The following is a 24,089-nucleotide window of genomic DNA, read 5'->3' as shown; positions in this document are numbered from 1 at the left end:
CAGTACGATAATGTCGCGGCAAGCATGAAAGAAAAATGCCGCATGGCATAAACCATACGGCAAATTTTGCAGAGTGCTATTTTTCCAGGCTGCGGGCCAGCGCCTCGCCCTGTTCGCCGCCGCCTGCCATGCGCGCAAGCTCAGCGTGGCGGTCTGACTTGTTAAGTGGGGAGCAGAGGGTAAAGGTTTCCCCGTCACGCACCATCTTAACAATCTGAAAGTGTCTGCGGGCGCGGGCTGCCAGTTGCGGCCAGTGGGTGATGAGCAGCATCTGGCGCGTTTCGGCCAGTGCGTAGAGCTTTTCGGCCAGCTTGTTCAGGGTCATGCCGCCAACGCCGGCATCGACTTCGTCAAATATGAATGTAGCGCCTTCGTCATCCTGTTGCACGCTGGCAAGGGCCAGCAAAAAGCGTGAAAGCTCGCCGCCCGATGCTATTTTATCCAGTGGCTGCGGGGGCTGCCCGGGGTTGGGTGCCCATAGGATGCGCCCGCGCTCGTCCGTAACGCCGGGCCAGATTTCCTGTACGGCAAAATCCGGCAACACCCGCACCTGGTCCGAAAAGCCCAACTGGCGCAGTTCATTTTCGAGCTTGGTCGCAATGACGGCTGCTGCCTCGCGGCGCGCCGGGATGATGCGGGCAGTCACGGCGGCAAGCTCTGCGGCAAGAGCTGCCGCTTCCTTGTCCAGCCGGGTGATGTCCAGCGCGCAGACATCAAGGAAGGAAAGGTTTTCGGAAATTTCTTCGCGCAGGGAAAGAATCTCCGGCAGGGTTCTGTGCAGCTTGCGCTTGAGTTGCGCAAGGGCAAACAGGCGTTCTTCCAGATGATCCATGTCGGGCATTTCGTCCAGCCCCGGCAAGGCAGGCGGTCGGCGAAGCCTGCCTCCAAGGTGGGCCAACTGCTGCCGCAGGGCTGCCACAGCGTCGGCATCGGCCTGGAGGGAATCGTCCTCGCGGCACATGCGCTGCAAGAGTTTTTCAAGCTGGCCCAACTGGTCGATCACGCCTTCCTGCTCATCGCCTTGCAGCAAAATGAGCGCCTGTTCGTAATTCTCCTGCTGGTGCTCCATGGAGCGGGCCAGCGCGCGGATTTCTTCCAGCTTTTCTTCTTCGCCTTCTTCGGGAGAGACCTTGTCGATCTCCTGCTGCTGCATTTCAAGCAGTTCGCGCCGTTCGCCCAGCCCGGCCTGACGCTCAAGCAGGGCAGAGCGCTGGGCCGCATTGGCCTGAAGGCGCGCAAGCAGGTCGTCCCGCTGGTGTAGAAGCTCGGGGCAGCTCAGGCCGCTTTCCAGTAGTTTGGCCTGAAATGAGGATTGAAGCAGTTTTTGCTGGGCGTGCTGGCTGGTGTGGGCCACAAGACGGTTGCGCAGGTCGCGCAGGCTGTCTTGCGAGCGCAGTTCATCATTGATGTAAAGGCGGCTGCGCCCTGTCTCCGCCACAATCTCGCGGCGCAGAACCATGTCGGCATCTTTTGTGCTGAAGAGGGCCTCCACCTGCGCGCGCTCAGCGCCCGCGCGCACCATATCCGCCGAAAGCTTGTCGCCAAGCAGAAAACCCAGCGCTTTAAGGATAAAGCTCTTCCCCGCCCCGGTTTCACCCGTCAGCACGTTCATGCCGGGCGAAAACTCCAGTTCCATGTCCTCAATGAGGGCCAGATTACGAATGCGCAGGTATTCAAGCATGGCTTTAACGTGTTTTTATGGCGGTTTATGTGCTTAATGTAAAACTTTAACTATCTTGGATGCCCTTACATTTCAAACTATTGGCGAAGGCGCGGATCAAAGATATCCCGCAGGCTCTCACCCAGAAGGTTATAGCCCAATACCGTTACCAGGATGGCCAGACCGGGATACACCGACAGCCAGGGCGCGGTTTCAATCACGGCTTTGCCGTCCATGAGCATGTTGCCCCAACTGGCTGCCGGGGGCTGCACGCCAAGCCCTAGAAAGCTGAGGCTTGATTCCACAAGGATGGCCCCGGCAACGCCAAGTGTAGCGGTTATCAGCACGGGCGCAAGGGCATTGGGCAGTATATGTCGAAACAATATGCCCGCAGTGGATGTGCCTGCAAGCCGCGCGGCATCGACAAATTCCCGCTCGCGCAGGGTAAGCGCCTCTGCGCGCACAAGGCGGGTAACGCCCATCCACGAGGTAAGCCCAATAACCACCATGATATTGGTAAGATTGGGTTCAAGAAAGGCAATAACCGCCAGAATAAGAAAAAATGACGGAAAGCAGAGCATGATATCAACCACGCGCATGATGCACTCGTCCACCCAGCAGCGAAAATAGCCGCTCACAAGGCCAAGAACAGTCCCGATGCTAACCGATATGCCCACAGCCACAAAGCCTACCCAAAGAGAAACCCTGCCGCCGTATAGCAGGCGCGAAAAAACATCGCGTCCAAGGCGGTCTGTGCCGAGCAGAAAGCGGGCGGAGGGCGGCTCCAGAATATTGTCCAGATGCAGGGCGTTGGGGTCAAAGGGAGCAATCCACGGGGCAAGAAGCGCCGCCAGCGACATGGCAAGCACAATAACAAGCCCCAATGCAAGCATGAGGTTACGGCCAAGCAGCTTTTTGACGGCGCGGGGCAGCATCAGGCGTTGTCCTTTGCGTTGCGGATGCGCGGATCCGCGATTCCGTAGCAGAAATCCGCCAGCAGGTTGCCCGCGAGCGTGAGCACCGCCCCAAGCACCAGATTACCCATGATCATAGTGTAATCGCGCGCCATAACAGCGCCGTAAAACAGCTGGCCCAGCCCCGGCAGGGCAAAGATGGACTCAATGATGACGCTGCCGCCGATAAGCCCCGGCACTGAAAGGCCCAGCAAGGTAATGACAGGCAGCAGAGCGTTACGCAGGGCATGCCGCCAGATAACCGCGCCAGCGCCCAGCCCCTTGGCCCGCGCTGTAAGAATATAATCCTGCCGCAGCACTTCAAGCATGCAGGCGCGCATGTAGCGCGACATGCCCGCCAGCCCGCCCACGGTATACACCAGTGTGGGCAAGGCCAGATGCCGCGCCAGATCGCAAAACTTGCCCCAGGCATTCAACTGTTCGTAATTCATGGATGTAAGGCCGGAGATGGGCAGCCATTGCAGCTCAATGCCAAAAAACATCATAAGCAGCAGGGCCAGCCAGAAGGACGGCATGGCAAAACCCAGAAAAACCAGCACAGTGACCGACTTGTCCAGCAGCGAGTTCTGCCGGCAGGCGGAAACAATGCCCACCGGAATGGCAATGAGCAGGGTGAGCACCAGCGAAATAACGTTCATGCCCACGGTGAGGGGCAGGCGCTCAAGAATCTTGGTCAGCACCGGGCGGGAATCGGCAGACATGGAGTTGCCGAAATCCAGATGCACGATGCGGCTAAGCCAGTCCCAGTACTGCACATAGAGGGGGCGATCCAGCCCGTAAAGCACCTCAAGCCGCTGACGCGCCGCAGCGCCAGCCAGCGGATTGAGCGTGGTTTCCATATCTGTGGGCGAGCCGGGGGCCAGATGGATGACCCAAAAGCTGATGATGGTGATGCCCCACAGCACAAGCAGCATCCACAACGTTTTGCGTAAAACGTGCAGTAGCGGGCCGGAAAAACGGCCTTTTGCGGCTGATGCGGGCAGGGTGGACATGAAAAAAGCTTACTCCGTGCGGGTCATCCACTGGCGCATGTCGTCCACTTCCTTCTGCCAGCCAGACGAGAGGCGCAGCTTCAGAAAGCGGGCGTACAGGGCATCCAGCAGGCCGGTGCACACTTCCATCAGATAGAACTTTTCAAGCAGCAGGGCGTCCGGGTCGTCATCACTGTCGCCCTTGTCGAGCTTGGGGGTCTTGAGGCTGTTGAGGCAGAAATCCTCGGCCTTGAGGCTGACCTGAAAGGCGAGTTCTTCTTTTTCAAGGCGCAGCAGGGCGCGGCTAACCTGTTTGCCGGTGCCAAGGCCAAAGCGGGCCTCGCGGAGAGGGGAGAGCGAGCCGGAAACAGAGGCTGTTTCGCGGGCATCGCCTTCGCCGCCTTCCACCACGATACGCTGTTCCATGGAAACGGCAAAGGGCGCGCCGTCCTTGTCAGTGAACGCGCCGGGGGCAGTGTCGCTCTGGTACCAGAGCCAGGTCAGAAATTCCTTGCCGAGAATGCTGTCAGTGGATTCGCCAAGATAAGGCATGTTCATGGGGTCTCCGTGCCGTCATCAGGAAAGGGGAGCGAACTGCGTGGGTTCCAGCTTGTCCAGGCGGATCAGGCTTTCTTCGTCCAGCATGGAGACCGCCAGATTGTAGGGCGTCAGTTGCTCCAGGTGCAGCTCAAAAGTTTTGAGAAACTCTTCCAGGAAGAGATCGATCATCTTGTTCTGGGTGGAGGCAAACCAGACCTCGTTCTTGTCTGTGGCCCAGAGCACGTTGAATTCGCCGGGAACAGGCAAAAAGCGGGAGCGCAGGCGCAGCAGCACCTGTTCCTTGAGTTCTTTTTTGCGCTCGCGGGCAATGTAGTTCTTGCCCTGTTCGCCCATGCGTTTTTTTTCTTCCTTCAGGGCAAGGGCAACGTGTTTTTTGACCACGCCAGCTGGTATGCGTCGCATATCCAGCCGCAGAGAAAACACGATGTACGCGCCTTTCTGGGGCGGGGCCGTCACCCAGTCAGTATCAAGCATGTCCTCAAAACAGGTCCATCCCTGGCCCTGCATTTCAGGAATATCGTCAATGTCGCGCATGGCGAACTGTTTCAGTTTGTCCGGTATCTGCGGCCAGAGCGTGGCCGGAACAGGATCAAGAATGCGGAACCGTGTAAAGCTGCAAGAGCTGTTGGCAAAGCCCATGGAAACTCCTTGCTGTGAAAACCAGTGTTGGCAGTGTTGTACGTCAGAGCCGCTTCGGGAGCAAGTGCAAGGCTGGCCCCTGGTTTTACGCCCGTTAAGGAGGTTGCGCAGCGAGTTGTGGCCGTGAATCTGGAAGGTGGCATTTCGGCCTTATTGGGCTGGTCGATCTGGACAGGATTCATGAGCGGCGATCGGGGACATCTATATAAGGAAAGGATCAAATGATTGCGAAAAAACTGAATACACAGGCTGAGCTGATCCGAATTCATGGAACGGCGGGAAAATTCATGGCGGTTCATTCATTTCTAATTTTCTGAACATGGATGGTTTGACAGCGGTGCCGCCAGTGACATTCTAAGCGTGTTTTTGAGTCTGTCTTGAATCCTGGTTCGCCTTACATACAGTATTTAAAAATGTCCCATAATGATAATTATGTAAACTTTTGAAGTTTGGAAGCCGCCGTAATGCCGTGTCAGCCATGCATGCACCTCTTGCTTGCCCTTGACGGCATGCCCCACTTCACGCACCATGAGCGCATCTTGCCAAGGAGAATCACCGTGCCGCCCAAACATTCCGGCAATGCCGGATCATCCGCCAGAAACCGCAGCAAAAACAGTTCGTCCGCCAGCTCCCATAAAAAGGAACAGCCTGCGGACGCGCGCAAGAATCATGCCCCCCGTTCTGATAGCTGGTCTGCCAATGGACCAAATGGCCGTTCTGGTTCGCGGACAGATTCACGGTCAGGTACGCAGCCGAACGCCCGTGAGGCCCGAGACGGCTTTTCGCAACGCAAACCTGCACAGCCCCAGGCCGTCAAATCTGACGCCAATCATTCTGCAAGCCCTGCCGCACCCTCAAAACCTCAGCCCGATGCTGACGCCAATGCAGCTGACGGCATACGCCTTAACAAGGCCATAGCCGCAACTGGTCTATGCTCGCGCCGCAAGGCAGACGAGCTTATTCTTGCCGGGCGCGTCAGTGTTGACGGCAAGCCGGAGCCCAGCCCTGGGCGTCAGGTATTGCCCTTTGAAAGCATTGCCGTGGATGGCCGCATTTTGTCGGCCCCGCAGTCCTATACCTACCTCATGCTCAACAAGCCCGTGCATGTGGTTTGCACAGTGAGCGATCCGGAAGGCAGGCCCACCGTACTGGATTGCCTTGCGCCTGAATACAAGGCGCTCAGGCTGTATCCTGTTGGCAGGCTTGACTATTTTTCTGAGGGATTGCTGCTGCTCACCAATGATGGTCAACTGGCCCAGCGTCTCACCCATCCCCGGCATCACCAGCCCAAGACCTATGAGGTGCTTGTGCGCGGCACTGCGCCTGAAGGGGCGCTCAAGACCATGCGGCGCGGCATGCACCTTGCCGAAGGTGAAGATATCATGCCTGTGGACGTGATCGCTCAGCAGGTTGGCGGCAATACCCAGTTGCAGATGGTGCTGCGCCAGGGGCTGAACCGCCAGATACGCCGCATGTGCCGCGATCTGGGGTTGACCATTCTGCGCTTGTGCCGCGTCGCCCAAGGCTCATTGCGCCTTGGGGATCTGGCCAGCGGCAAGGCCCGGCCCCTTACGGATGCCGAGGTTGCCCGCCTGCGTGAAAGCGCAGGACTGCCCGCCGCGCGATAGACCTTTGCTGGTCTGGCAATCTTGCCTGTTGGTAGTCAGTAATCCCCTTGGCAAGATCGTACATTTAGCCAGAATTATTTACAAAAAGCGCAGTCGCAATGATCGGATACCCGGTATTGCGACTGCGCTTTGCTGATTGAAGAGCAAGCTACCTTTTTTTGAACCGTAAAAAATTGCCGCGCGCTACGCGCGCATAGCAAAAAAAGCTTACCTGTACTCTATCAGGCATCACCTTTCAGCAAGTGCTCGAGAAAATCGATGGCGTCCTTTTGCAAGGCTTGCAGGTGGTCTTCTCCCTTGAAGCTTTCTGTATACACTTTGCAGATGGCTTCTGTACCAGAGGGACGCACGGCAAACCAGCCGTCATCGCTGACCACCTTAACACCGCCGATGGCCGCATCATTGCCGGGTGCGCGGGTAAGCACACTGGTAACAGGTGAGCCTGCCAGCGTTTTAAGGTTCACACTTTCAGGCGTCAACGCCGCAAGCTTTGCGCGCACGTTGTCGTCCGCCGGGGCATCAAGCCGCTGATAGGCGGGCGCACCGAGGCGCTCGGTCAGTTTTGTGTAAAGTTCATCGGGCGAGGACTGCTCCACTGCCATCATTTCAGCCGCCAGCAGGCACATGAGGGGGCCGTCCTTGTCTGTGCTCCAGGGCGTGCCGTCAAAGCACAGGAAGGAAGCGCCCGCGCTTTCCTCGCAGCCAAAGCCGCAACGCCCATTGAGCAAATAGGGCACAAACCACTTGAAGCCAACAGGCACCTCAACAACCGGACGGCCAAGATCCTTCCCTACCCTGTCGAGCATGGCGCTTGTCACAAGGGTTTTGCCTATGCCGCGCTGCGCGGGCCACTCCCTGCGGGTGCGGAACAGATACCATGCGGCAACGCTCAGATAATGATTAGGGTTCATCAGTTCGTTGCGCGTCACAATGCCGTGGCGGTCAGAATCCGGGTCGCAGGCGAAACTCAGGTCAAAATGGTCGCGCAGATCCAGCAGGCGGCTCATGGCATAGGGCGAGGAGCAATCCATGCGGATTTTGCCGTCCTTGTCGCAGGGAACAAAGCGGAATGTTGGATCCACTGCCCTGTTCACCACTTCAAGGTCAATTCTGTAGGCTTCAGCAATGGGTTCCCACATGGGCAGGCTTGCGCCGCCAAGGGGGTCAACGCCGATGCGCAGGCCAGAGGAGGCAATTGCCTTCATGTCCAGCACCCCTGCCAGATCCTCCACATAACTGCCGATGAAATCGTATTCTTCCACAAGCGAAGAGGCGCGCGCCGCCCGCAGGTGGGTGAGCTTTACGCCCTTGTTGCCGTTTTCGAGATAGGTATTGGCGCATTTTTCAATCTGGCTGGTGACTTCGGCTTCTGCAGGGCCACCGTGGGGCGGATTGTACTTGAAGCCGCCGTCACGCGGGGGGTTGTGCGAAGGCGTGATGACAATGCCATCGGCCAAGCCGTTAACACGGCCCGCGTTCCATTTGAGCACTGCGTGGGAAATCGCCGGAGTGGCAGTGTAGGCCCCGCCAGCAGAAATGCGCACATTCACATTGTTGGCTACCAGCACTTCCAGCGCGGAGCGAAAGGCGGCTTCAGACAGGGCATGGGTATCGCCGCCAAGAAACAGTGGCCCGTCAATGCCCTTGGCGGCGCGGTAGTCGCACACCGCCTGAGTGATGGCGTAGATGTGCTCCTCGTTAAAGCTGCACAGCACTGACGTGCCGCGATGCCCCGAGGTGCCAAAGGCAACACGCTGGGCCGCAAGCGCCGGATTGGGAAATTCGGTGTAGTACGCGCTCATGAGCGCGGGGATGTTCTCCAGCTTATCCAGCCCGGGCAGATGCCCGGCGTCGCTATGCACAACTGGCATTGATATTCCTCCAAAAAGTGGTGCTCTGCCGACTATATGCCCTATCGCGCATGCCTGCAATGCAGGATGCATCCCTTGATGTGTTACTGCAAGTAGTTATGGCCGCTATTGTTGATGAAGGCACATTTTTTCAAAAAAAACGCGGTGTCCTTCAAGCTGGGGGTCAAAAAGCTCGCTGGAAAGCATTCCATAAGCGCCACGTACAAGAGCTGTGCGTTTTTCAAGCGATTGTTCAAGCCGCTCACGGTGAGCCTGAGTGGCGCACATTTCAGCGAGCATCTGCGTCAGGCTGACCGCGCGCGCCGTGTCCGTATGGTGCCGGGCTACTGCCCGGCTCCCGGCTTGCGCAACCTCCGCGAGCCTTTCGGGGGTTGCAAGCGCAGTGGCGGCAATGGCCGCAGCTGCCTGCGCATCGTTGCGCTGGTAGGTGGGCAGAATTTCCTCGCCGGGGACAAAGAGTTCGTTCAGGCCGTTGCCGCAGGTTTCCATCAGGAGGGCCGCGCCGCAGGCGATAGCCTCAAAGCAGCGAAAATTCACTTCCGAAGCCGCCGTCTGGTTAAGAACAATGCGGCTGCGCGTAAAGATGGGCTTGTAATCGCCAGAAATTGCCACCAGCGGGTGCCTGGCGCGGAAGGCCTTGAGAAAAGGAGCGCGGTCTGGATTATTTTTGTGTCCAAGGGTTCCCACGAAGGCCACCGGGATATCGCGTAATGTAAAATCTCCCACTGGCTCAAGAAGCTGGGGATAGAACAGTGGAAACCAGTGCGCCGGTATGCCCTCGTGCGAAAATACTTCCACATAGTCTTTCTGCGCCACAAGGGTTGCGTCAAAACCATTGGAATACGGGATGTGCCAGGGGTTGCAGTAGGTATCAATGGAATAACGCACCGAAGGCCAGGGGGCATTTTCCGGATCAAGCAGTTGCGGCATGTTGCCGTCATCGCAGTAGAACAGTGCGTCAGGGGCAAAACCGAGCGCGTCAAGGCGGCTCAGAAGCCGCCGCACAGAGTATGGGTGCGGTGAGGGAATGTCGGCGTCAGCTGCTGGATACGCCGTGATGATGTGGTGTCCAAGGCGTTTGAGGGCTGGTGCCAGATACGGTCCGCCAATGTTGAGTATGCGTAAGCTCATGGATAAAAAAAGGGCTGCCCCGGTTAAGAGGCAGCCCGTGTAGTTTGTGCCTGCTACTTGCTCAGGCTTACAGTTCGGAAGTACACATCGCCTCGCCGTGAAATCTGCAACATGACTGCGCCTCGAGCGACGCCCTCATCGTTGACGATTTTCGACAGATCCGCAGCACTGCGAACGGGTTTGAGGTTGGCCTTGAGAATCACGTCGCCGGGGCGCAAATCAGCTTCGGCGGCGGGCTTGTCAGGATTGACGTCAATGATGACCAGCCCTTCGTTTTTCTCAATCTTGAGTTCGCGGCGTTCTTCATCCGTCAGAGGACGGACGGAAATGCCGAGCAACCCTTCGTCCTTCTGCTTCTGATCCTTGCCGTTCTGATCGCCAGTCTGCGATGTTTTGCGCTCGCCAAGCGTCACAGTAAGGTCAGTGGTTTTGCCATCGCGCCACACCGTTATTGCAGCCTTGCTGCCGGGGGTTTTGTCGGCAATCACGCGCAGCAGGGCCGCAGCGTCTTCAATGGCCTTGCCGTCAACGGAAACAATGATGTCGCCGTCTTTCATGCCAGCCTTGGCAGCGGGTTCGCCTTCCATAACGCTGCCCACAAGCGCGCCCTTGGCGTCCTTGAGGCCCAGCGCCTTGGCGGTATTTTCTTCAACATCCTGAATACCAACGCCAATCCAGCCACGGCTAATTTTTTTGCCGGACTTGATCTGGTCGATGATCTTGGCGGCCATGTTGCTTGGGATGGCAAAGCCAAGGCCCTGCCCGCTTGCCATAATGGCCGTGTTGATGCCGATCACCTGCCCGGCCATGTTCAGTAGCGGGCCGCCGCTGTTGCCGGGGTTGATGGAGGCATCCGTCTGCAGGAAGTTGTCAAAGGGGCCAGCGTGTATGTTGCGGTTTTTGGCCGAAAGAATACCTGCCGTCACCGTGTGGTCGAGGCCAAAGGGATTGCCGATGGCCAGCAGCCACTCACCTACCCGCAGTTCGTCCGAATTGCCGAACACAAGGAAAGGCAAGGTCTTTTTGGTTTCAATTTTCAGCAGGGCGAGGTCGGTTTCTTCATCCGCGCCAACCAGCTTGGCCGTGATGGCTTCGCTTTTGCCATTGCTCTGATCAAGGGTCACACGGATAACATCCGCATCTGCAACCACATGATTGTTGGTAACAATATAGCCGTCAGCGGAGACAATAAAGCCGGATCCCAGAGACTTCTGTTTCATCTGGGGGCGCTTGCCACCGCGCTTGCCGCCGAACTGGTCAAAGAATTTGTCAAATCCTGGCGGCATATTGCGGAACATTTCCCCCATGAGATCGTCCTGGCTGTTACCGCTGGCCTTCCGTTCCGTACCGATGTTTACGACTGCCGGGCCGCTTTTGGCCGCCAGTTCGCTGAAGTCGGGCAGATTGGCTGCCTGGGCAAGCTGCGATGCCGCAAGAAAGGTCACGGCAAGCATGGCTGCAAGACATTTTTTTATCATCATGGAAAAGCTCCTGGTTACTTATTTTTCAGAGCCTTTTGCAAAGCCTGTGCCATGATGTTCATTCCAGACCCGCTGTTGGAGCTTGCGGCGGATGCATGCTGCTTCCACGCCTTGTCTTCGGCGGGTTCGGCAGCTTGTTCACCTTCAGGGGCAAGGCTGATGCGCCTGGCGCTGGTGTCCAAATTTTGTACAGTAAGGGTAACGGCATCGCCCTTGTCCAATTTGCTGTACTGCTTGCCCTGCTTGGAATTCTTGATGACGCCAGCGGGCAGCAAACCAGTGATGCCGGGGGCCAGCGTTATAAAGAGGCCATAGGGGGTGCGGCTTTCAACCGTGCCGCTCACCGTTGAACCCACGGCAAACTGCTGGGCGGCTTCCTTCCACGGGTCGCCTTCCGCATCGCGCAGGCTCAAAGAAATACGGCGGTTTTCAAGGTTGATTTCCTTGATTTTAACCGAAACGACTTCGCCCGCCGCAAGCACGTCTTCGGCCTTGGCAACGCGCTTTGTCCACGACAGTTCAGAAATATGCACAAGGCCTTCAATGCCGGGCAGAAGTTCCACAAACGCGCCAAAGGGCGCGAGGCGTACAACCTTACCGGAAACAACCGTGCCGGGTTCAAGCCTGGTGGCCACATCCTGCCACGGATCGCCCTCGGCCTGCTTGCGCGAAAGCGAAATGCGCACGTGGCCTTTGCTGTCCTTGCTGATGGAGATAACCTTGGCCCGCACTGTGTCGTCAAGCGACACGGCTTCGTCAGGAGCCCCCACGCGCGACCAGGAAAGTTCGGAAAGGTGGATCATGCCTTCAACAGAAGGAGCAAGCTCCATGAACGCGCCAAAAGCGGCGAAACGCGTGATCTTGCCTTCAACCATATCGCCGGGCTTGAGGCTTTCAAGCAGGGCGTCGAGCTGTTCGGCGCGTTCGCGCTCAACAATGGCGCGGTGCGAAACCACAACGTTTCTACCGCGATTTTCAACGCGGATAACCAGAAACGGCATGCTGCGGCCCACAACCTCGGCGGCGTCTTCAGACGTGGCAACGCCAAGCTGGCTGCCTGGGCAGAAGGCCTGCTTGCCAAGCACGTCAACCGTGTAGCCGCCCTTGCACACTGCGGTTATGCGACCGTCAACCGGCACTGCCGCATCACGGGCTTCTTCAAGCGCGGCAACGCCGCTGCCGCTCATGGAGCGGGAAAGGCGAATCTCTTGCGAGGAAACGCCAGTAACCCACGCTTCGAGGCTGTCGCCGGGCTTAACGCTTTCATTGCCCTCGGCATCAAGAATGTCTTTGCGGTCAATGATGCCGTCAACCTTTATGCCCACGTCCACAAAAACGCTGTCGCCAGTAATGGCAATTACAGTCCCGGTCACTTTTTGGCCGGGCTGCAGGCGGTTTGAAGCGGTATCGTGGGCCGCCAGCATGGCGGCAAAATCCTCAGCGCCTTCCTCCGACATGGAGGTTGCGAACTTATCCTCGGTCATAGTTTTCCTGCTCCTTACAAGCTGGGCTTATTGCTCAAGTCCGCCATATTACGCCATCCGCACAAGGAAAACAATTGTCTTTTTAGTCCTGATTTTTCCGGGCCTTTGGTTGGGGCTGAATCAAATTTATACAGGTGGATATTTTTTAAGCATGCTGCCCTCTCAAGTGGCAAGCAAAAATAAAAATTCAGGACAGGCCGAGAAATAATAATGGAGGAAAATGATACTTATTTACGTGTACTAATAATTAAAACTGTACTGTTTGATCAAACAATAACTTTTGTTATGCAACTAGTTAAAAAAATATTTTGATTGCATTTTTATTGTGTGCAGTGTTAATTGTAGACACCTTTTACCTGTGTATAGTTCATCGAAGTGTTGTTGGAATGATCAAACAGTTTTGCATATGAAGCGAGATTGTGTATGGAAATATTGAATACGCTGAGCATCCATTTAATATATGATTTTAGTATTTCTTATTTAGTAGTTGAAAAAAATAAAAATGATTTTTTTTCTGTTTCAAAAATGAATAATTCAATTTTATATCTATATGGAAAAATGTTGCCGCCCTAGTGATATTGAATAAAAACTGGGTTGATAACATATTATTGCTGTATCAGGAGCTGAGAAACCAGACTTACATCAGGCCATAAGCCAGGATTCCCGCCATGAAATATTTGAAAATTTTGTATGTGCAGGTTCTCATTGCCATATTCATTGGCATTCTTTTGGGTCACTTTTATCCTGAACTGGCCGTCAAGATGCAGCCTTTGGGCAAGGGCTTCATCAACCTCATTAAAATGATCATCGCGCCCTTGATCTTTTCAACCGTTGTTACCGGCATAGCCGGCATGAAAGATATCAAGGCTGTGGGCAAAACTGGCGGAATAGCGCTTGTCTATTTTACCGTCATCACGCTTACGGCCCTTGCCATTGGCCTTGTGGTGGTCAATCTGGCCCAGCCCGGTGTTGGCATGAACGTTGACGTAAGCACCTTCAACGCTGCGGACAAGAACATTGCCGCCCAGTATGCTGGCAAGGCAAAAGACAACAACATCGTCAACTTTTTCCTCAATATTATTCCCAACACCTTTGTTTCTGCCTTTACCAGCGGCGAAATCCTCCAGGTGCTGCTGGTGGCCATGCTGTTTGCCTTTGCCCTCAATTATAGCGGCGAAAAGGGCAAGCTGTGCTTTGACCTCATCAAGAGCCTTTCTGAAGTGCTGTTCAAGGTTATCGGTATCATCATGCACGTGGCCCCCATCGGCGCATTTGGCGCAATGGCTTTTACCATTGGCAAAGAGGGTATTGGCTCTGTGCTTGTTCTTGGCGAGCTCATTGTGTGCTTCTATGTTACAAGCATTCTTTTTGTCGTGTTCATTCTGGGGACCATCTCCTTCAGCTGCGGATTCAGCATTTTCAAGTTTGTGCGCTATATTCGTGAAGAACTGTTTATCGTGCTTGGCACCTCTTCTTCCGAATCTGTGCTGCCAAACATGCTGCGCAAAATGGAAAAAGTTGGCTGCAACAAAAGTGTTGTTGATCTTGTGATTCCCGCTGGCTATTCCTTTAACCTTGATGGAACAGCCATTTACCTCACAATGGCGGCAATATTTCTTGCCCAGGCCACCAATACACCCATGCCGCTGGGCGATCAGCTTGTGCTCCTGGGTATTCTGCTTATTTCGTCCAAGGGGGCGGCTGCAGTTACCGGCGGCGGTTTTATTGTGCTGGCCGGAACGCTGAGTTCTGTTGGCAGCATCCCGCCCGAGAGCATTGCCGTTATCTTCGGCATCGACCGCTTTATGTCTGAAGCCCGCGCGCTCACCAACCTTGTGGGCAATGGCGTTGCGACCATCTTTGTTTCAAGGGTTACCGGCAATCTGGATGTGGAAAAGCTGCATGAAGAGCTTGACCGCAAAAAAGTAGTCGGCCAGCCCGTCCCCACTGTTTAGCCTTCATAGACAGCCTCTGCCCGGTAATATTGACCGGGCAGGGGCAGATCCCCCTGCTCCACAGATTTTCAAAACCCACTCATCGAATGCCTGTCAGCCCGCAAATATGTCGGGCTGATTTTTCTTTATTCCCACCTCGTCTCCTTGTAACCTTGCAAAACATTGCTGGAATACGGCGCAGCATTGCGCGCAAACAAAGGTTTTGAACATGGAAATAAAAGAATTTGAAGCATTCTGGGCAGACAGGCAGCCGGATCGGTCAGATCTGGCGGAGTTCTGGAACCGCCGTGCCCAGTCGTTCAATACCCATTCTGCCGAGGCAGATTCCAGTGCGTACCGCCGTAATTTAGCTGCAAAGGTTGCGGCGCGCGCCAAGGTTGGCAAGGCTGATGCAGTGCTGGACATCGGCTGCGGGCCGGGCAGGCATGCCCTGATTTTTGCGGAGATGGCTGGCACGGTTGAGGGGTTTGATATCGCGCCCGGCATGATCGAATACGCAAATGAAAATGCGCAGCGTGCGGGAACGGAAAACGCCTGTTTTCGTGTGCTTGATTGGGATACTGTGGATCTGAAACAGCTTGGCTGGCAAAAAAGGTTTCAGCTTGTTTTCGCCTCGCGCACGCCTGCCGTATATGACCGTGCTACCCTTGAAAAAATGACAGAGGCCTCGCGGGGCTACTGCTGCCTTATCACGCAGGTTACGGGCGACAATTCTGTGCGCAGGGAACTTGCGCCTGTTGTTGGCGCCGAAAATCACGATGACTATACCCGCCGGGGGCTGTATAGCGCCTTCAATATTCTGTGGTTGCAGGGCTATTATCCCGAAGTGGAATATATTGAGCGCACGTGGGATTCTGAATGCCCGCTGGAAGAAGCCATTGTGATGTACACGCGGCATTTTAACAGCAGAGGCCAGCTCACAGAGGAGCAAGAGATCGCCCTGGCAGACAAGCTGTGCGCCATAAGCAAGAACGGCATGGTGCACGAAACTGGCAGCTCGCGGGTGGGCGTGCTTTTCTGGAACGCCAACCTATGAGGACATGAAAGCTGCGGGCCTGTTGCCCCCTGCCCTTTTGGCGATGTTCAGGCCTTTTCTATGAGCCATGTCCTGATGGGAAAGGCCGTTTCTGTCCAGTGCGTTTTATACTGCATCTTGGGGCCATCGAGCGGCCCCATGTCGTAGCGTTGAACACCTTCCTCGCTGAGCCAGCGGATTTTTTCAATCTGCATAAGGTTGCCCAGTGAAAGCTCATGGCAATCCTGCGCATAGCTGAACTGCTGCCCACGATAGATATCCCCGGCCAGGCCGCCAAAAATAAAGCCTACATCCGTATTTTCACGACGGGCAAAAATGACGCGTGCGCCTTTCTCTGGCGCGAGCCGCTGGAGCAGATATGCGTAAAAATCGCATATGCCCGGCTCCGCCATGCCGCAGTGATCAATCCCTTTCCAGCTTGTGCGTTCAACGGCGATCATGCGGGAGAAAGTCGCCTTTGCTTCATCTTCCGTTGAAGGCAGCACGCGTTCATAATAGATGCCCAGCTCGTGCGCCTTAGTTGCCGAACGCTTAAGATTGCGGCGCAGATTGGCCGAGCGGCGCGAAAGATAGCCGTCCAGCCCGCCAGCAAGCGAAGCCGATCCTTGAATACCCGCTTTTACAAGGTGCGCCTGGAGGGGCATGCGCGTTTTGTTGAGCATGTTCTGCACATAATCCAGGCCAGGGCCAAGGCCTCCCACAAGAACCTTGGGAAATTGGGGGGCATAGGTCTTGGAAAAAAAGTGCATGGCCTCGGCAAAAAGCTGCGGGGCATTGCTGCCCAGCAGCGGGCAGCCAAAGAACCAAGAGGGCTCAAGAGGTGTGATATATATTTCTTCTTCCGAAACAAGGCCTTCCGCAAGGGCAATAACGCTTCCGTCAGCTTCTGCAAACAGCAAACGCCGTTTGGGGCCAAAGGCATCATGAAAAGCAAGTTGCCATGCTGGCGTGCAACTGAAAGGGTCGGCTTGAGCACTGTGCAGCGCTGCGCTGTGCCATGTTGCGTATTGCTCGGGCTTGGCGTTGTGGGGCAAATGTATAAACTGCATGAAGGCACCGGAGTAAAAGGCAAGGCGTCTATGCCCTGTGCGCTCGTGCACACCACAAGGCATAAACGCCGTATATGTTGGTTATAATACGATTCAGCTTTGCTGCCTGTACATTACCAAATCAGGCTATTTGTCTGTTGCAGAGTCGTCCTGTTTCCTTTTTTCAGCTACGTATTCTTCTTCATGTATGAGCGTACTCCCACATCGTGGGCAGGACAATAACTTGAAAAAGAGCCGAAAATTGAAGAAGGCTTTGTCCAGCATGCCAGTCGGGCAATAAAAAACGTCGCCACAGCGCTTGCAGCGGTAGACGGTTTTTTCTTTCATAATGCCCCCAAGGTAGCCAATGAAGAACTTTCAATAAATTACCATGTATGGTGCAGGTTATCAATTCCCCTGCCAGAGCAATATGCCAGCTATCCATGCGGTTAGGGCGCCCTTCTGCTCATGAAGAGCACTCTGCTGCACTTAGCCCTGAGGCCGCTTTGCAGCCCAGATATCAATTTCTATGCTGATTTCCGGCAGACCCAATGCCGATACATACGCAATCGTCATTGATGGGTAATTGCCGCCAAAAAGCTTATCCCACTTGCTGTCGAAATAGTCCCAGTTGATTTCTTTCACGGACCAAATATTAACCTTGGTAATATCTGCTCCGGTCAGCCCTTCCGTATCGAGCAATGCTCTAATATTCTTGAAAAGTTGCTGCACTTCATTGTTAAAATCCGGAGGGAAAGTTCCGTCGTCCCCAATGCCGATTTGCCCTGAAAACACATAGGTGTCCATACCAGCGGGTATGATGGTTGTATGTGAATAGTTTCCAACAGGCTGATACATGCTCTTTGGTGTTTTTCTTATAATGGCCTTCATGGTGTTCTCTTTGTTTTAAATGGTGCTGCTTTTCATTTTTATAGGCGGAAAGACGGCAAATTGTTGATCTGACGGAGTGTGGTGCAGGACTTTTAGAATAACACCATTACAAAAATTTTGAAAGCATCATGTCGCGGTAGTGAAAAAAAAGTATGGGGAGTTGCCTTAGGCGCACACTGCTGCTCAACAGCAGTGTGCGCCTAAAAACAAAAAAACCCGGAAGTCTCGTAAGACTTCCGGGTTTGAAATTCTGGTAGCAAGGGAGGGATTTGAACCCCCGACACTGCGGGTATGAACCGCATGCTCTGACCAACTGAGCTACCTTGCCGTGTCAGCGCCTCGTTAGCGCGACGATCTATTTATAAAAATTGCCGCCCCTTGGCAAGCATTTTTTTTAGTTCACCATGAAATAATAAATAAATGGGGCAATAAGAAGGCGGTACACGGCAAAAGGCACCAGGGTCACGCGGCCCATGAGGGCGATGAACACCTTGACCGCCAGCAAGGCCGAGAGGAACGAACCGATCATGCCCACGGCAAAAAAAGGAATGTCCGCAGCGCTGAAGAGATGCCAGCTTTTCAGCATGTCGTAGCCGGTGGCGGCAACCATGATGGGCACGGCGGCGATGAACGAATACTCCGCCGCAAGCGAGCGCTTGCCGCCAAGCAGCATGCCGCCCATAATTGTTGAAGCGGAGCGCGAAAAACCGGGCCACAGGGCAAGGCACTGAAAGCAGCCGATGCCAAGGGCCAGCTTGGGCGTCATGTCGTCCAGCGTAATATACGAGGGTTTGAACTTGCGCTTTTCAACCACTATCATCATCACTGCGCCCACAACCAGCGCAATGAGCACGGTTTCTGGACGGAACAGATAGGTCTTGATGGTCGAGTGCAGCAAAAGACCAAGCACGCTGGCGGGCAATGATGTAAGGATAAGCAGCATGATGCCGCGCATGCCCGCAAAACGCACATAGGGCTGGGGGCGCACAAGGCCCCAGAAGCGTTTCCAGTACAGCACCACCACGGCCATGATGGCGCCAAGCTGAATAACCACCTCAAAGGTGGCGGCCTTTTCGCCCATGAAGTTGAGCAGATCGCCCACCAGAATAAGATGGCCGGATGAGGAAACAGGCAGAAATTCCGTCAGCCCCTCGACAATACTCAAAATCACCGCAGTAAACAGATTATCCATAAAAACCCTCTGGCGCGAAATCCTGTCGCCTAGTGTGGGATGTGTCGCCCTGCGGGCAGAGCATTGCCAAAAGGCGGCACAACGGCTATGGGTGAATAAAAAAGGATATCTCCATGACAACCATTATGCCGCAAGGTGAACTTGTTCGTAAGGCTGCGGCCTATCTGGCGGAACAGCGCGCCCTGCATACCGGCAAGAGCCTGTCTGCCCTTCTGGACGAAGCGGGTATGCGTTTCAACCTTACTCCGCTTGATGCCGCCGCCCTTGAGCGCCTGTTCCGTGAAGAAGAGGCCAAGGCCCACTAGAGCATTTCCGCCCATCGTTCTGTATTCATTTTACTGATGGTGGTTGCAGACGTCGCGCCCATTTGAGCAAGGGGTGCGACGCCGCTTACCACGCCCGAATTATGCTATTTCGCTGCCGTCAGGCACATCGCGGTCTACAGCAAGCAGGCCGAGTGCGCTGTCGGTTCCGGCCGTAAGCACCATGCCGTGCGAAACCAGACCGCGTATCTTGCGCGGGGCAAGGTTCAGCACTGCGCACACGCGCTTGCCCACCACATCTTCCGGCGCATAGTGTTCTGCCAGGCCAGAGAGAATCTGACGCAGCTGACCTTCGCCAAAGTCAATTTCAAGCCGCAGAATACGGTCGGCATTGGGGTGTTTTTCCGCCACTTTCACTGTGCCCACGCGCAGATCCAGAGCCTTGAACTGGTCAAATTCTACATTAGGTTTGACGGCGGGCGCGTCCGCCCCGCCCTGTCCTGCTGTAGCCTGATTGGGTGCAGCCTGCTTGGGTGCGGCTTTTTCCTGCGGTTTTTCCGCCTGCTTGTCCTTCTTTTGAGCCTTGGGTTCCTTGCTGTCCGCGCCGTCCTTTTTCACTTCAATGCGCGGGAACAGGTTGGAGCCTTCCGCCACCTGAATACCGGGTTCAAGGCCTTCAAAATGGGCAATTTCGTCTTCCACATTGGCAACCGGGGGCTGGCCTTCCTGCACCTGCTGCCCAAGCTGGGCCAGCATTTTGCCAGAGGCCACAGGCATGACGGGCCAGAGGCAGAGCGCGGTTTTGCGCATGGCAGCCAGCATGACGTACATGACGGTTGCGAGGCGCTCCATGTTGCCCTGCTTGTAGAGCGTCCATGGGGCCTGAGTGTCCACGTATTTGTTCAGGGCGCGCACAAGTTCCCACAGGGATTCAAGCCCCTGGGCAAACTGCACGTTGCCGAAAAGTTGTACAAAGTTGCGCATGGAGTTGGCGCACAGATCGGCAATGGCCTTGTCGTCCTCCTGAAGCGCCTTCGGCATGGGAACGCGGCTGCCGAAATACTTGGCTGTCATGGAAAGCACGCGGCTGAACAGGTTGCCGAGGTCGTTGGCAAGGTCGGCGTTGATGCGGCCCACAAGGGCATCTTCGCTAAAGCTGGCGTCAGAACCAAAATGCATTTCGCGCAGCAGGAAATAGCGGAAGGCATCCGGCCCGAAACGCTGGGCCATGTCGCTCGGTTCCACAACATTGCCAAGCGATTTTGACATCTTGGTGTCGCGCACAAGCCAGTAGCCGTGAACATTCAGATGCTCATACAGCGGCAGGCCCGCAGATTTGAGCATGGTGGGCCAGAATACGGCGTGGGGCTTGAGAATATCCTTGGCAACCAGATGTTCGCCAGGCCAGAACTTTTTAAAATCTTCGCCTTCGGGCCAGTTCAGTGCGCTGATGTAGTTGAGCAGCGCGTCAAACCACACGTAGCAGACGTAATCCTTGTCAAAGGGCAGCTCAATTCCCCAGGTCAGGCGCGATTTGGGGCGCGAGATGCACAGGTCTTCCAGCGCGCCGGATTCGAGCATGGCCAGTACTTCGCTGCGGTAGCGCTCGGGCCGAATAAACGAAGGATTGGCCTCGATGTGCTCCTTGAGCCAGGGCAGATACTTGGACATGCGGAAGAAGTAGTTCTTCTCGCTGATAAATTCCGGCTTGGTCAGGTGCTGGGGGCAGAGTCCGTTTTCCAGCTCTTTTTCGGTATAGAACCGCTCGCAGCCGTAGCAGTAATGCCCGCCGAATTCGCCAAAATAAATGTCGCCCGCGTCATAGACCTTTTGCAAAAAGGCCTGTACGGCGCTGATGTGCTCGGGATCGGTGGTGCGCACAAAACGGTCGTTGGCAACGTCAAGCTTGGGCCACAAGGCGCGGAAGCGGGCGCTGATGTCGTCCACAAACTCTTTTGGAGTCTGGCCTTGTTTTTCAGCCGCCTGAACAATCTTGTCGCCGTGCTCGTCCGTACCGGTGAGGAACATGGTATCCTCGCCAATCAGCTTGTGGTAGCGGGCCATGGCGTCAGCAACCACTGTGGTATAGGCATGTCCCAGATGGGGTTTGGCATTGACGTAATAGATGGGCGTTGTGATGAAAAAGCTGTTCACTCAAGGCTCCGTAAGCTTAATTGCTAGTCGTGGTCGGGCCGCTGCGACTTGTTGCGGCGGCGTTTGCGGCGATTCTTGCCCGGTTCGGCCTGAGCCTCCCCACCGGGGGCGCGCTCGCCGGATTCGGCGGGGGCGGATTCCTCGGTCTGGGTATCGCGCTCGTCCTGACGGAATTCATCCATAAAATCAAGAGAGTCAAGAGTATCCGGCGTGGCGGAAACCACAAGCAGGCTGTTGTCGTTCATGGGGCCTTTGGGCGGCTGCTTTGGCTGTACACCCTGAGGGGCCTCCGGCCTGTGGGGCGAAAGCGCCTGCCAGTCGTCCAGGCTCAGTTCGACTTCTTCGTTATTTTCCGTCAGCACAGAAAGGGAATTGCGGAACATATTGGCCCGTAGAACCTTCATGGGGCCTTTGTCCGTCTGGTATTTCTTGCCGAGGCGCGGGCACATGCGGTGGAAATGGTCGTAGTTGTCCTGCTCGTAAGAAAGGCAGCAGAGCAAACGGCCGCAAATGCCCGAAATTTTGGCAGGATTCAGAAAGAGATTCTGCTCTTTTGCCATGCGGATGGTCACGGGCGCGAATTTGCGCAGATACCTGCGGCAGCAGCAGACCATGCCGCAGTTGCCCACAGCGCCCACCATCTGCGTTTCGTGGCGCACGCCAATCTGGCGCAGCTCGATACGCGCGCGGTATTCGCGCACAAGGTCTTTGACCAGATCGCGAAAATCAATGCGGGAAGGCGCGGTGAAGTAAAAGATGAGCTTGCTGCGGTCAAAAAAGACTTCCACATCCACAAGCTTCATATCAAGGTTGCGGTCGCGGATGCACTGGCGGCAGAACTGTTGCGCTTCACGCGCCATCTGCTCGTTGGCTTCCCCACGGTGGATGTCTTCTGAACCGGCATGACGCAGAATGGAGGGCAGTTCCTGCTCCATCTGTCCGGGCAAATGCTCTGCGGGGCCGGAAACTATTTCGGCGAGGGTCTGGCCCTGCTCTGCCTCAATAAGTACATGATCCCCCCGTTTGAAGCCGGAGGGGCCGGTATAGTAGCTTGTTTGTCCAAGCGTTCTGAAACGGAGACCGTATATGGGCATAAATAGTCGCTTCGGCAAAGGTAGTGGAATATGTATTCCGAAAAGGTTCTTTTCCGTCATTAATGCCGTGCTGTCAACTGGGCTGCGGGTCGGGCCACGGCTGCGCATCGGCCATTCACCTCGCGCGGCTTGCAAAGCCGGGTTGCCTGATTTACATTTTTAAACATAAGGGAGTACTTGCCATGATAGATCGTCAATCGGCCCTCGCTCTGCTGGCCGAGCAAAAAACACCGCCTTCCCTGTTGCAGCATGCGCTGGCCTCCGAGGCCATAATGCGCGCCCTTGCCCAACATTTTGGCGAAAATGAAGACATCTGGGGCCTCACGGGCCTTTTGCACGACCTCGACTACCCCGCCACGGCGGAAAACGCCGCCCGGCATGGCCTGGACACCGCAGAAATGCTGGCTGGTCAGTTGCCGGATGAGGCCCTCACCGCCATTCGCGCCCATAATGCGGAAATGAACGGCGCGGCTGGCCCTGCCTCGCGCATTGATTACGCCCTGCGCTGCGGCGAAACCGTCACTGGGCTTATCTCTGCCGCTGCGCTCATGCGCCCCACGGGTATGGAAGGCATGGAAGTTAAAAGCATAAAGAAAAAGATGAAGGATAAAGCCTTTGCGGCCAGCGTGTGCCGCGACAACATCCGCCAGTGCGCCGAGGCCGGGCTTGAGCTTGATGCTTTTCTGGCTCTGTCCATCGAAGCCATGCGCGTCCATGCGGCGGAACTTGGTTTAAGCAAATAGCTCCAAAACAGCCGAGGCTGCACCATGCAAGAATGTTCGCTGCAAACGGAAATCCGTACGCTTGGCCCCTGCAAGCTTGATTCTGTGCTGCCCTACCGCACCTGGGCAGACAACAAGACCGTGCAGATTGTTGTGGATGAGGAACTGTCGGAAGAAGTGAACGCGCCCTTCAGCGTATGCCTTGAGGCCGCTGGCCCGCGCAAAAAACTCTATTTTGACACCACCCGCGCCAAGTGCGCCATCGTGACCTGCGGCGGGCTTTGCCCCGGCATCAACGATGTCATCCGCGCCATTGTGATGGAGGCCTTCCACGCCTACAACGTGCCCTCCATCTTGGGCATCGCCTACGGGCTTGAGGGCTTTATTCCCAAGTACGGCCATGCTCCCTTTGAGCTTACGCCTTCAAGCGTGGCGGACATTCACCGTTTTGGCGGCACCATGCTTGGTTCTTCACGCGGGCCGCAGTCTGCCGAAGAAATTGTGGATACCCTTGAACGCAGCAACGTCAACGCTCTCTTTGTCATTGGCGGCGACGGCACCATGAAGGCCGCCCTCGCCATCAGCAGCGAGGTGCAGGCGCGCGGGCTCAAGATATCCGTCATCGGCATCCCCAAGACCATTGATAACGACATCAATTTCATTCCCCAGTCGTTCGGTTTTGAAACTGCCGCCTTCAAGGCCACGGAGGCCATAGAATGCGCTCATACCGAGGCCTGCGGCGTACCCAACGGCATTGGGCTGGTCAAGCTGATGGGGCGCGAATCAGGCTTTATCGCCGCGCGCGCGGCTCTGGCCCTGAAAGAAGTGAACTTTGTGCTCATTCCGGAAGCTCCCTTTGCCCTTGAGGGCGAGGGCGGGCTTCTGCCTGCGCTGGAAGAACGCCTGCGCTCGCGCGGGCATGCCGTTATTGTGGCAGCCGAGGGCGCGGGTCAGCACCTTATGGAAAACCACGCAGCCAAGGATGTGTCGGGCAATCCCGTACTTGGAGATGTGTCTGACCTGCTGCGCAAAAATATCAGCTCGTATCTTGGTGCGCGCGGCATTGAGCATTCGCTGAAATACATTGACCCGAGCTATATCATCCGCTCCATCCCGGCCAACGCCAATGACAAGGTCTATTGCGGATTTTTGGGCCAGTACGCCGTGCACGCCGCCATGGCCGGTCGCACAGACATGGTGGTGGGCAAGATTCAGGACCGTTACGTCCATCTGCCGCTGGAGCTTGTGACCCGCAAGCGCCGCAAGCTCAACATCTATTCCGACCTGTGGCGGGCTGTGCTTGAATCCACCGGTCAGGGCATGTTGCACGGCATGCTGCCCCCGGCGTAACCGT

Annotated in this window: 20 protein-coding genes and 1 tRNA gene; 6 read left to right on the top strand and 15 right to left on the bottom strand. The window is 55.7% G+C overall.

What is annotated here, in order from left to right:
- Positions 1–76: 76 nt before the first annotated feature.
- The 5 genes from JMF94_RS06360 to rdgC form a co-directional block, all read right to left on the bottom strand.
- Positions 77–1,681 carry an AAA family ATPase gene (locus tag JMF94_RS06360; RefSeq protein WP_240824333.1) on the bottom strand — a complete coding sequence of 535 codons (1,605 nt, stop codon included), beginning with the start codon at positions 1,679–1,681 and terminating at the stop codon, positions 77–79.
- A gap of 77 nt (positions 1,682–1,758) precedes the next feature.
- The gene (locus JMF94_RS06355) at positions 1,759–2,595 is read right to left on the bottom strand and encodes an ABC transporter permease (protein ID WP_240824332.1); all 837 of its coding nucleotides are present in this window, start codon (positions 2,593–2,595) and stop codon (positions 1,759–1,761) included.
- Positions 2,595–3,626, bottom strand: coding sequence for an ABC transporter permease (locus JMF94_RS06350; protein ID WP_227118351.1), 1,032 nt, complete (start codon positions 3,624–3,626; stop codon positions 2,595–2,597). The genes JMF94_RS06355 and JMF94_RS06350 overlap by 1 nt, the downstream gene beginning before the upstream one ends.
- Positions 3,627–3,635: 9 nt before the next feature.
- Complete coding sequence (locus JMF94_RS06345; protein ID WP_192111784.1) at positions 3,636–4,163, bottom strand: hypothetical protein; 528 nt, start codon at positions 4,161–4,163, stop codon at positions 3,636–3,638.
- Between the two features lie 18 nt (positions 4,164–4,181).
- A complete protein-coding gene (gene rdgC / locus JMF94_RS06340; RefSeq protein WP_240824331.1) occupies positions 4,182–4,805 on the bottom strand; it encodes a recombination-associated protein RdgC in 624 nt (207 codons plus the stop codon).
- 482 nt (positions 4,806–5,287) lie between these two features.
- On the opposite strand from rdgC, the gene JMF94_RS15135 reads away from it, so the two are divergent.
- A complete protein-coding gene (locus JMF94_RS15135) occupies positions 5,288–6,433 on the top strand; it encodes a pseudouridine synthase (protein ID WP_346770010.1) in 1,146 nt (381 codons plus the stop codon).
- 221 nt (positions 6,434–6,654) lie between these two features.
- Here the strand turns inward: JMF94_RS15135 and pgm are convergent, their stop codons facing one another.
- The 4 genes from pgm to JMF94_RS06315 all read right to left on the bottom strand — a co-directional run bounded on the left by pgm (position 6,655) and on the right by JMF94_RS06315 (position 12,400).
- On the bottom strand, positions 6,655–8,304 hold the full coding sequence (pgm, locus tag JMF94_RS06330) for a phosphoglucomutase (alpha-D-glucose-1,6-bisphosphate-dependent) (RefSeq protein WP_240824330.1): 1,650 nt from the start codon (positions 8,302–8,304) through the stop codon (positions 6,655–6,657).
- 105 nt (positions 8,305–8,409) lie between these two features.
- Positions 8,410–9,435: a glycosyltransferase gene (locus JMF94_RS06325; RefSeq protein ID WP_240824329.1), complete on the bottom strand. Its 1,026-nt coding sequence runs from the start codon at positions 9,433–9,435 to the stop codon at positions 8,410–8,412.
- A 53-nt stretch (positions 9,436–9,488) separates the two neighbouring features.
- On the bottom strand, positions 9,489–10,916 hold the full coding sequence (locus JMF94_RS06320; protein WP_240824328.1) for a DegQ family serine endoprotease: 1,428 nt from the start codon (positions 10,914–10,916) through the stop codon (positions 9,489–9,491).
- A 14-nt stretch (positions 10,917–10,930) separates the two neighbouring features.
- Positions 10,931–12,400: a 30S ribosomal protein S1 gene (locus tag JMF94_RS06315; RefSeq protein WP_240824327.1), complete on the bottom strand. Its 1,470-nt coding sequence runs from the start codon at positions 12,398–12,400 to the stop codon at positions 10,931–10,933.
- Between the two features lie 668 nt (positions 12,401–13,068).
- Here JMF94_RS06315 and JMF94_RS06310 point away from each other — a divergent pair.
- A complete protein-coding gene (locus JMF94_RS06310; protein ID WP_240824326.1) occupies positions 13,069–14,355 on the top strand; it encodes a dicarboxylate/amino acid:cation symporter in 1,287 nt (428 codons plus the stop codon).
- Between the two features lie 208 nt (positions 14,356–14,563).
- On the top strand, positions 14,564–15,391 hold the full coding sequence (locus tag JMF94_RS06305) for a class I SAM-dependent methyltransferase (RefSeq protein WP_240824325.1): 828 nt from the start codon (positions 14,564–14,566) through the stop codon (positions 15,389–15,391).
- 47 nt (positions 15,392–15,438) lie between these two features.
- Here the strand turns inward: JMF94_RS06305 and JMF94_RS06300 are convergent, their stop codons facing one another.
- The 4 genes from JMF94_RS06300 to JMF94_RS06285 form a co-directional block, all read right to left on the bottom strand.
- Positions 15,439–16,440: a GNAT family N-acetyltransferase gene (locus JMF94_RS06300; protein ID WP_240824324.1), complete on the bottom strand. Its 1,002-nt coding sequence runs from the start codon at positions 16,438–16,440 to the stop codon at positions 15,439–15,441.
- Positions 16,441–16,908: 468 nt separating this feature from the next.
- Entirely contained in the window at positions 16,909–17,310 is a 402-nt protein-coding gene (locus JMF94_RS06295) for a RidA family protein (RefSeq protein ID WP_240824323.1), read from the bottom strand.
- Positions 17,311–17,561: 251 nt separating this feature from the next.
- Positions 17,562–17,638 (bottom strand) — tRNA-Met (locus JMF94_RS06290).
- A 66-nt stretch (positions 17,639–17,704) separates the two neighbouring features.
- Positions 17,705–18,502 (bottom strand): undecaprenyl-diphosphate phosphatase, encoded by a 798-nt coding sequence (locus JMF94_RS06285; protein WP_240824322.1) that lies wholly within the window; start codon positions 18,500–18,502, stop codon positions 17,705–17,707.
- A 113-nt stretch (positions 18,503–18,615) separates the two neighbouring features.
- On the opposite strand from JMF94_RS06285, the gene JMF94_RS06280 reads away from it, so the two are divergent.
- On the top strand, positions 18,616–18,807 hold the full coding sequence (locus JMF94_RS06280) for a hypothetical protein (protein ID WP_192111773.1): 192 nt from the start codon (positions 18,616–18,618) through the stop codon (positions 18,805–18,807).
- Between the two features lie 99 nt (positions 18,808–18,906).
- On the opposite strand, the gene metG is transcribed toward JMF94_RS06280, so the two are convergent.
- Positions 18,907–20,919 (bottom strand): methionine--tRNA ligase, encoded by a 2,013-nt coding sequence (gene metG / locus JMF94_RS06275; protein WP_240824321.1) that lies wholly within the window; start codon positions 20,917–20,919, stop codon positions 18,907–18,909.
- Between the two features lie 23 nt (positions 20,920–20,942).
- Positions 20,943–22,013, bottom strand: coding sequence for a regulatory iron-sulfur-containing complex subunit RicT (gene ricT / locus JMF94_RS06270; protein ID WP_240824320.1), 1,071 nt, complete (start codon positions 22,011–22,013; stop codon positions 20,943–20,945).
- A 182-nt stretch (positions 22,014–22,195) separates the two neighbouring features.
- On the opposite strand from ricT, the gene JMF94_RS06265 reads away from it, so the two are divergent.
- Positions 22,196–22,756 carry an HD domain-containing protein gene (locus JMF94_RS06265; RefSeq protein WP_240824319.1) on the top strand — a complete coding sequence of 187 codons (561 nt, stop codon included), beginning with the start codon at positions 22,196–22,198 and terminating at the stop codon, positions 22,754–22,756.
- 24 nt (positions 22,757–22,780) lie between these two features.
- Positions 22,781–24,085: an ATP-dependent 6-phosphofructokinase gene (locus JMF94_RS06260; protein WP_240824318.1), complete on the top strand. Its 1,305-nt coding sequence runs from the start codon at positions 22,781–22,783 to the stop codon at positions 24,083–24,085.
- The last annotated feature ends 4 nt before the right edge of the window (positions 24,086–24,089 follow it).

This window comes from Desulfovibrio sp. UIB00, assembly GCF_022508225.1.
Lineage (GTDB): Bacteria > Desulfobacterota > Desulfovibrionia > Desulfovibrionales > Desulfovibrionaceae > Desulfovibrio.
The sequence above is the reverse complement of the archived record's forward strand: the minus strand, read 5'-3'. Positions and strand labels throughout refer to the sequence as shown.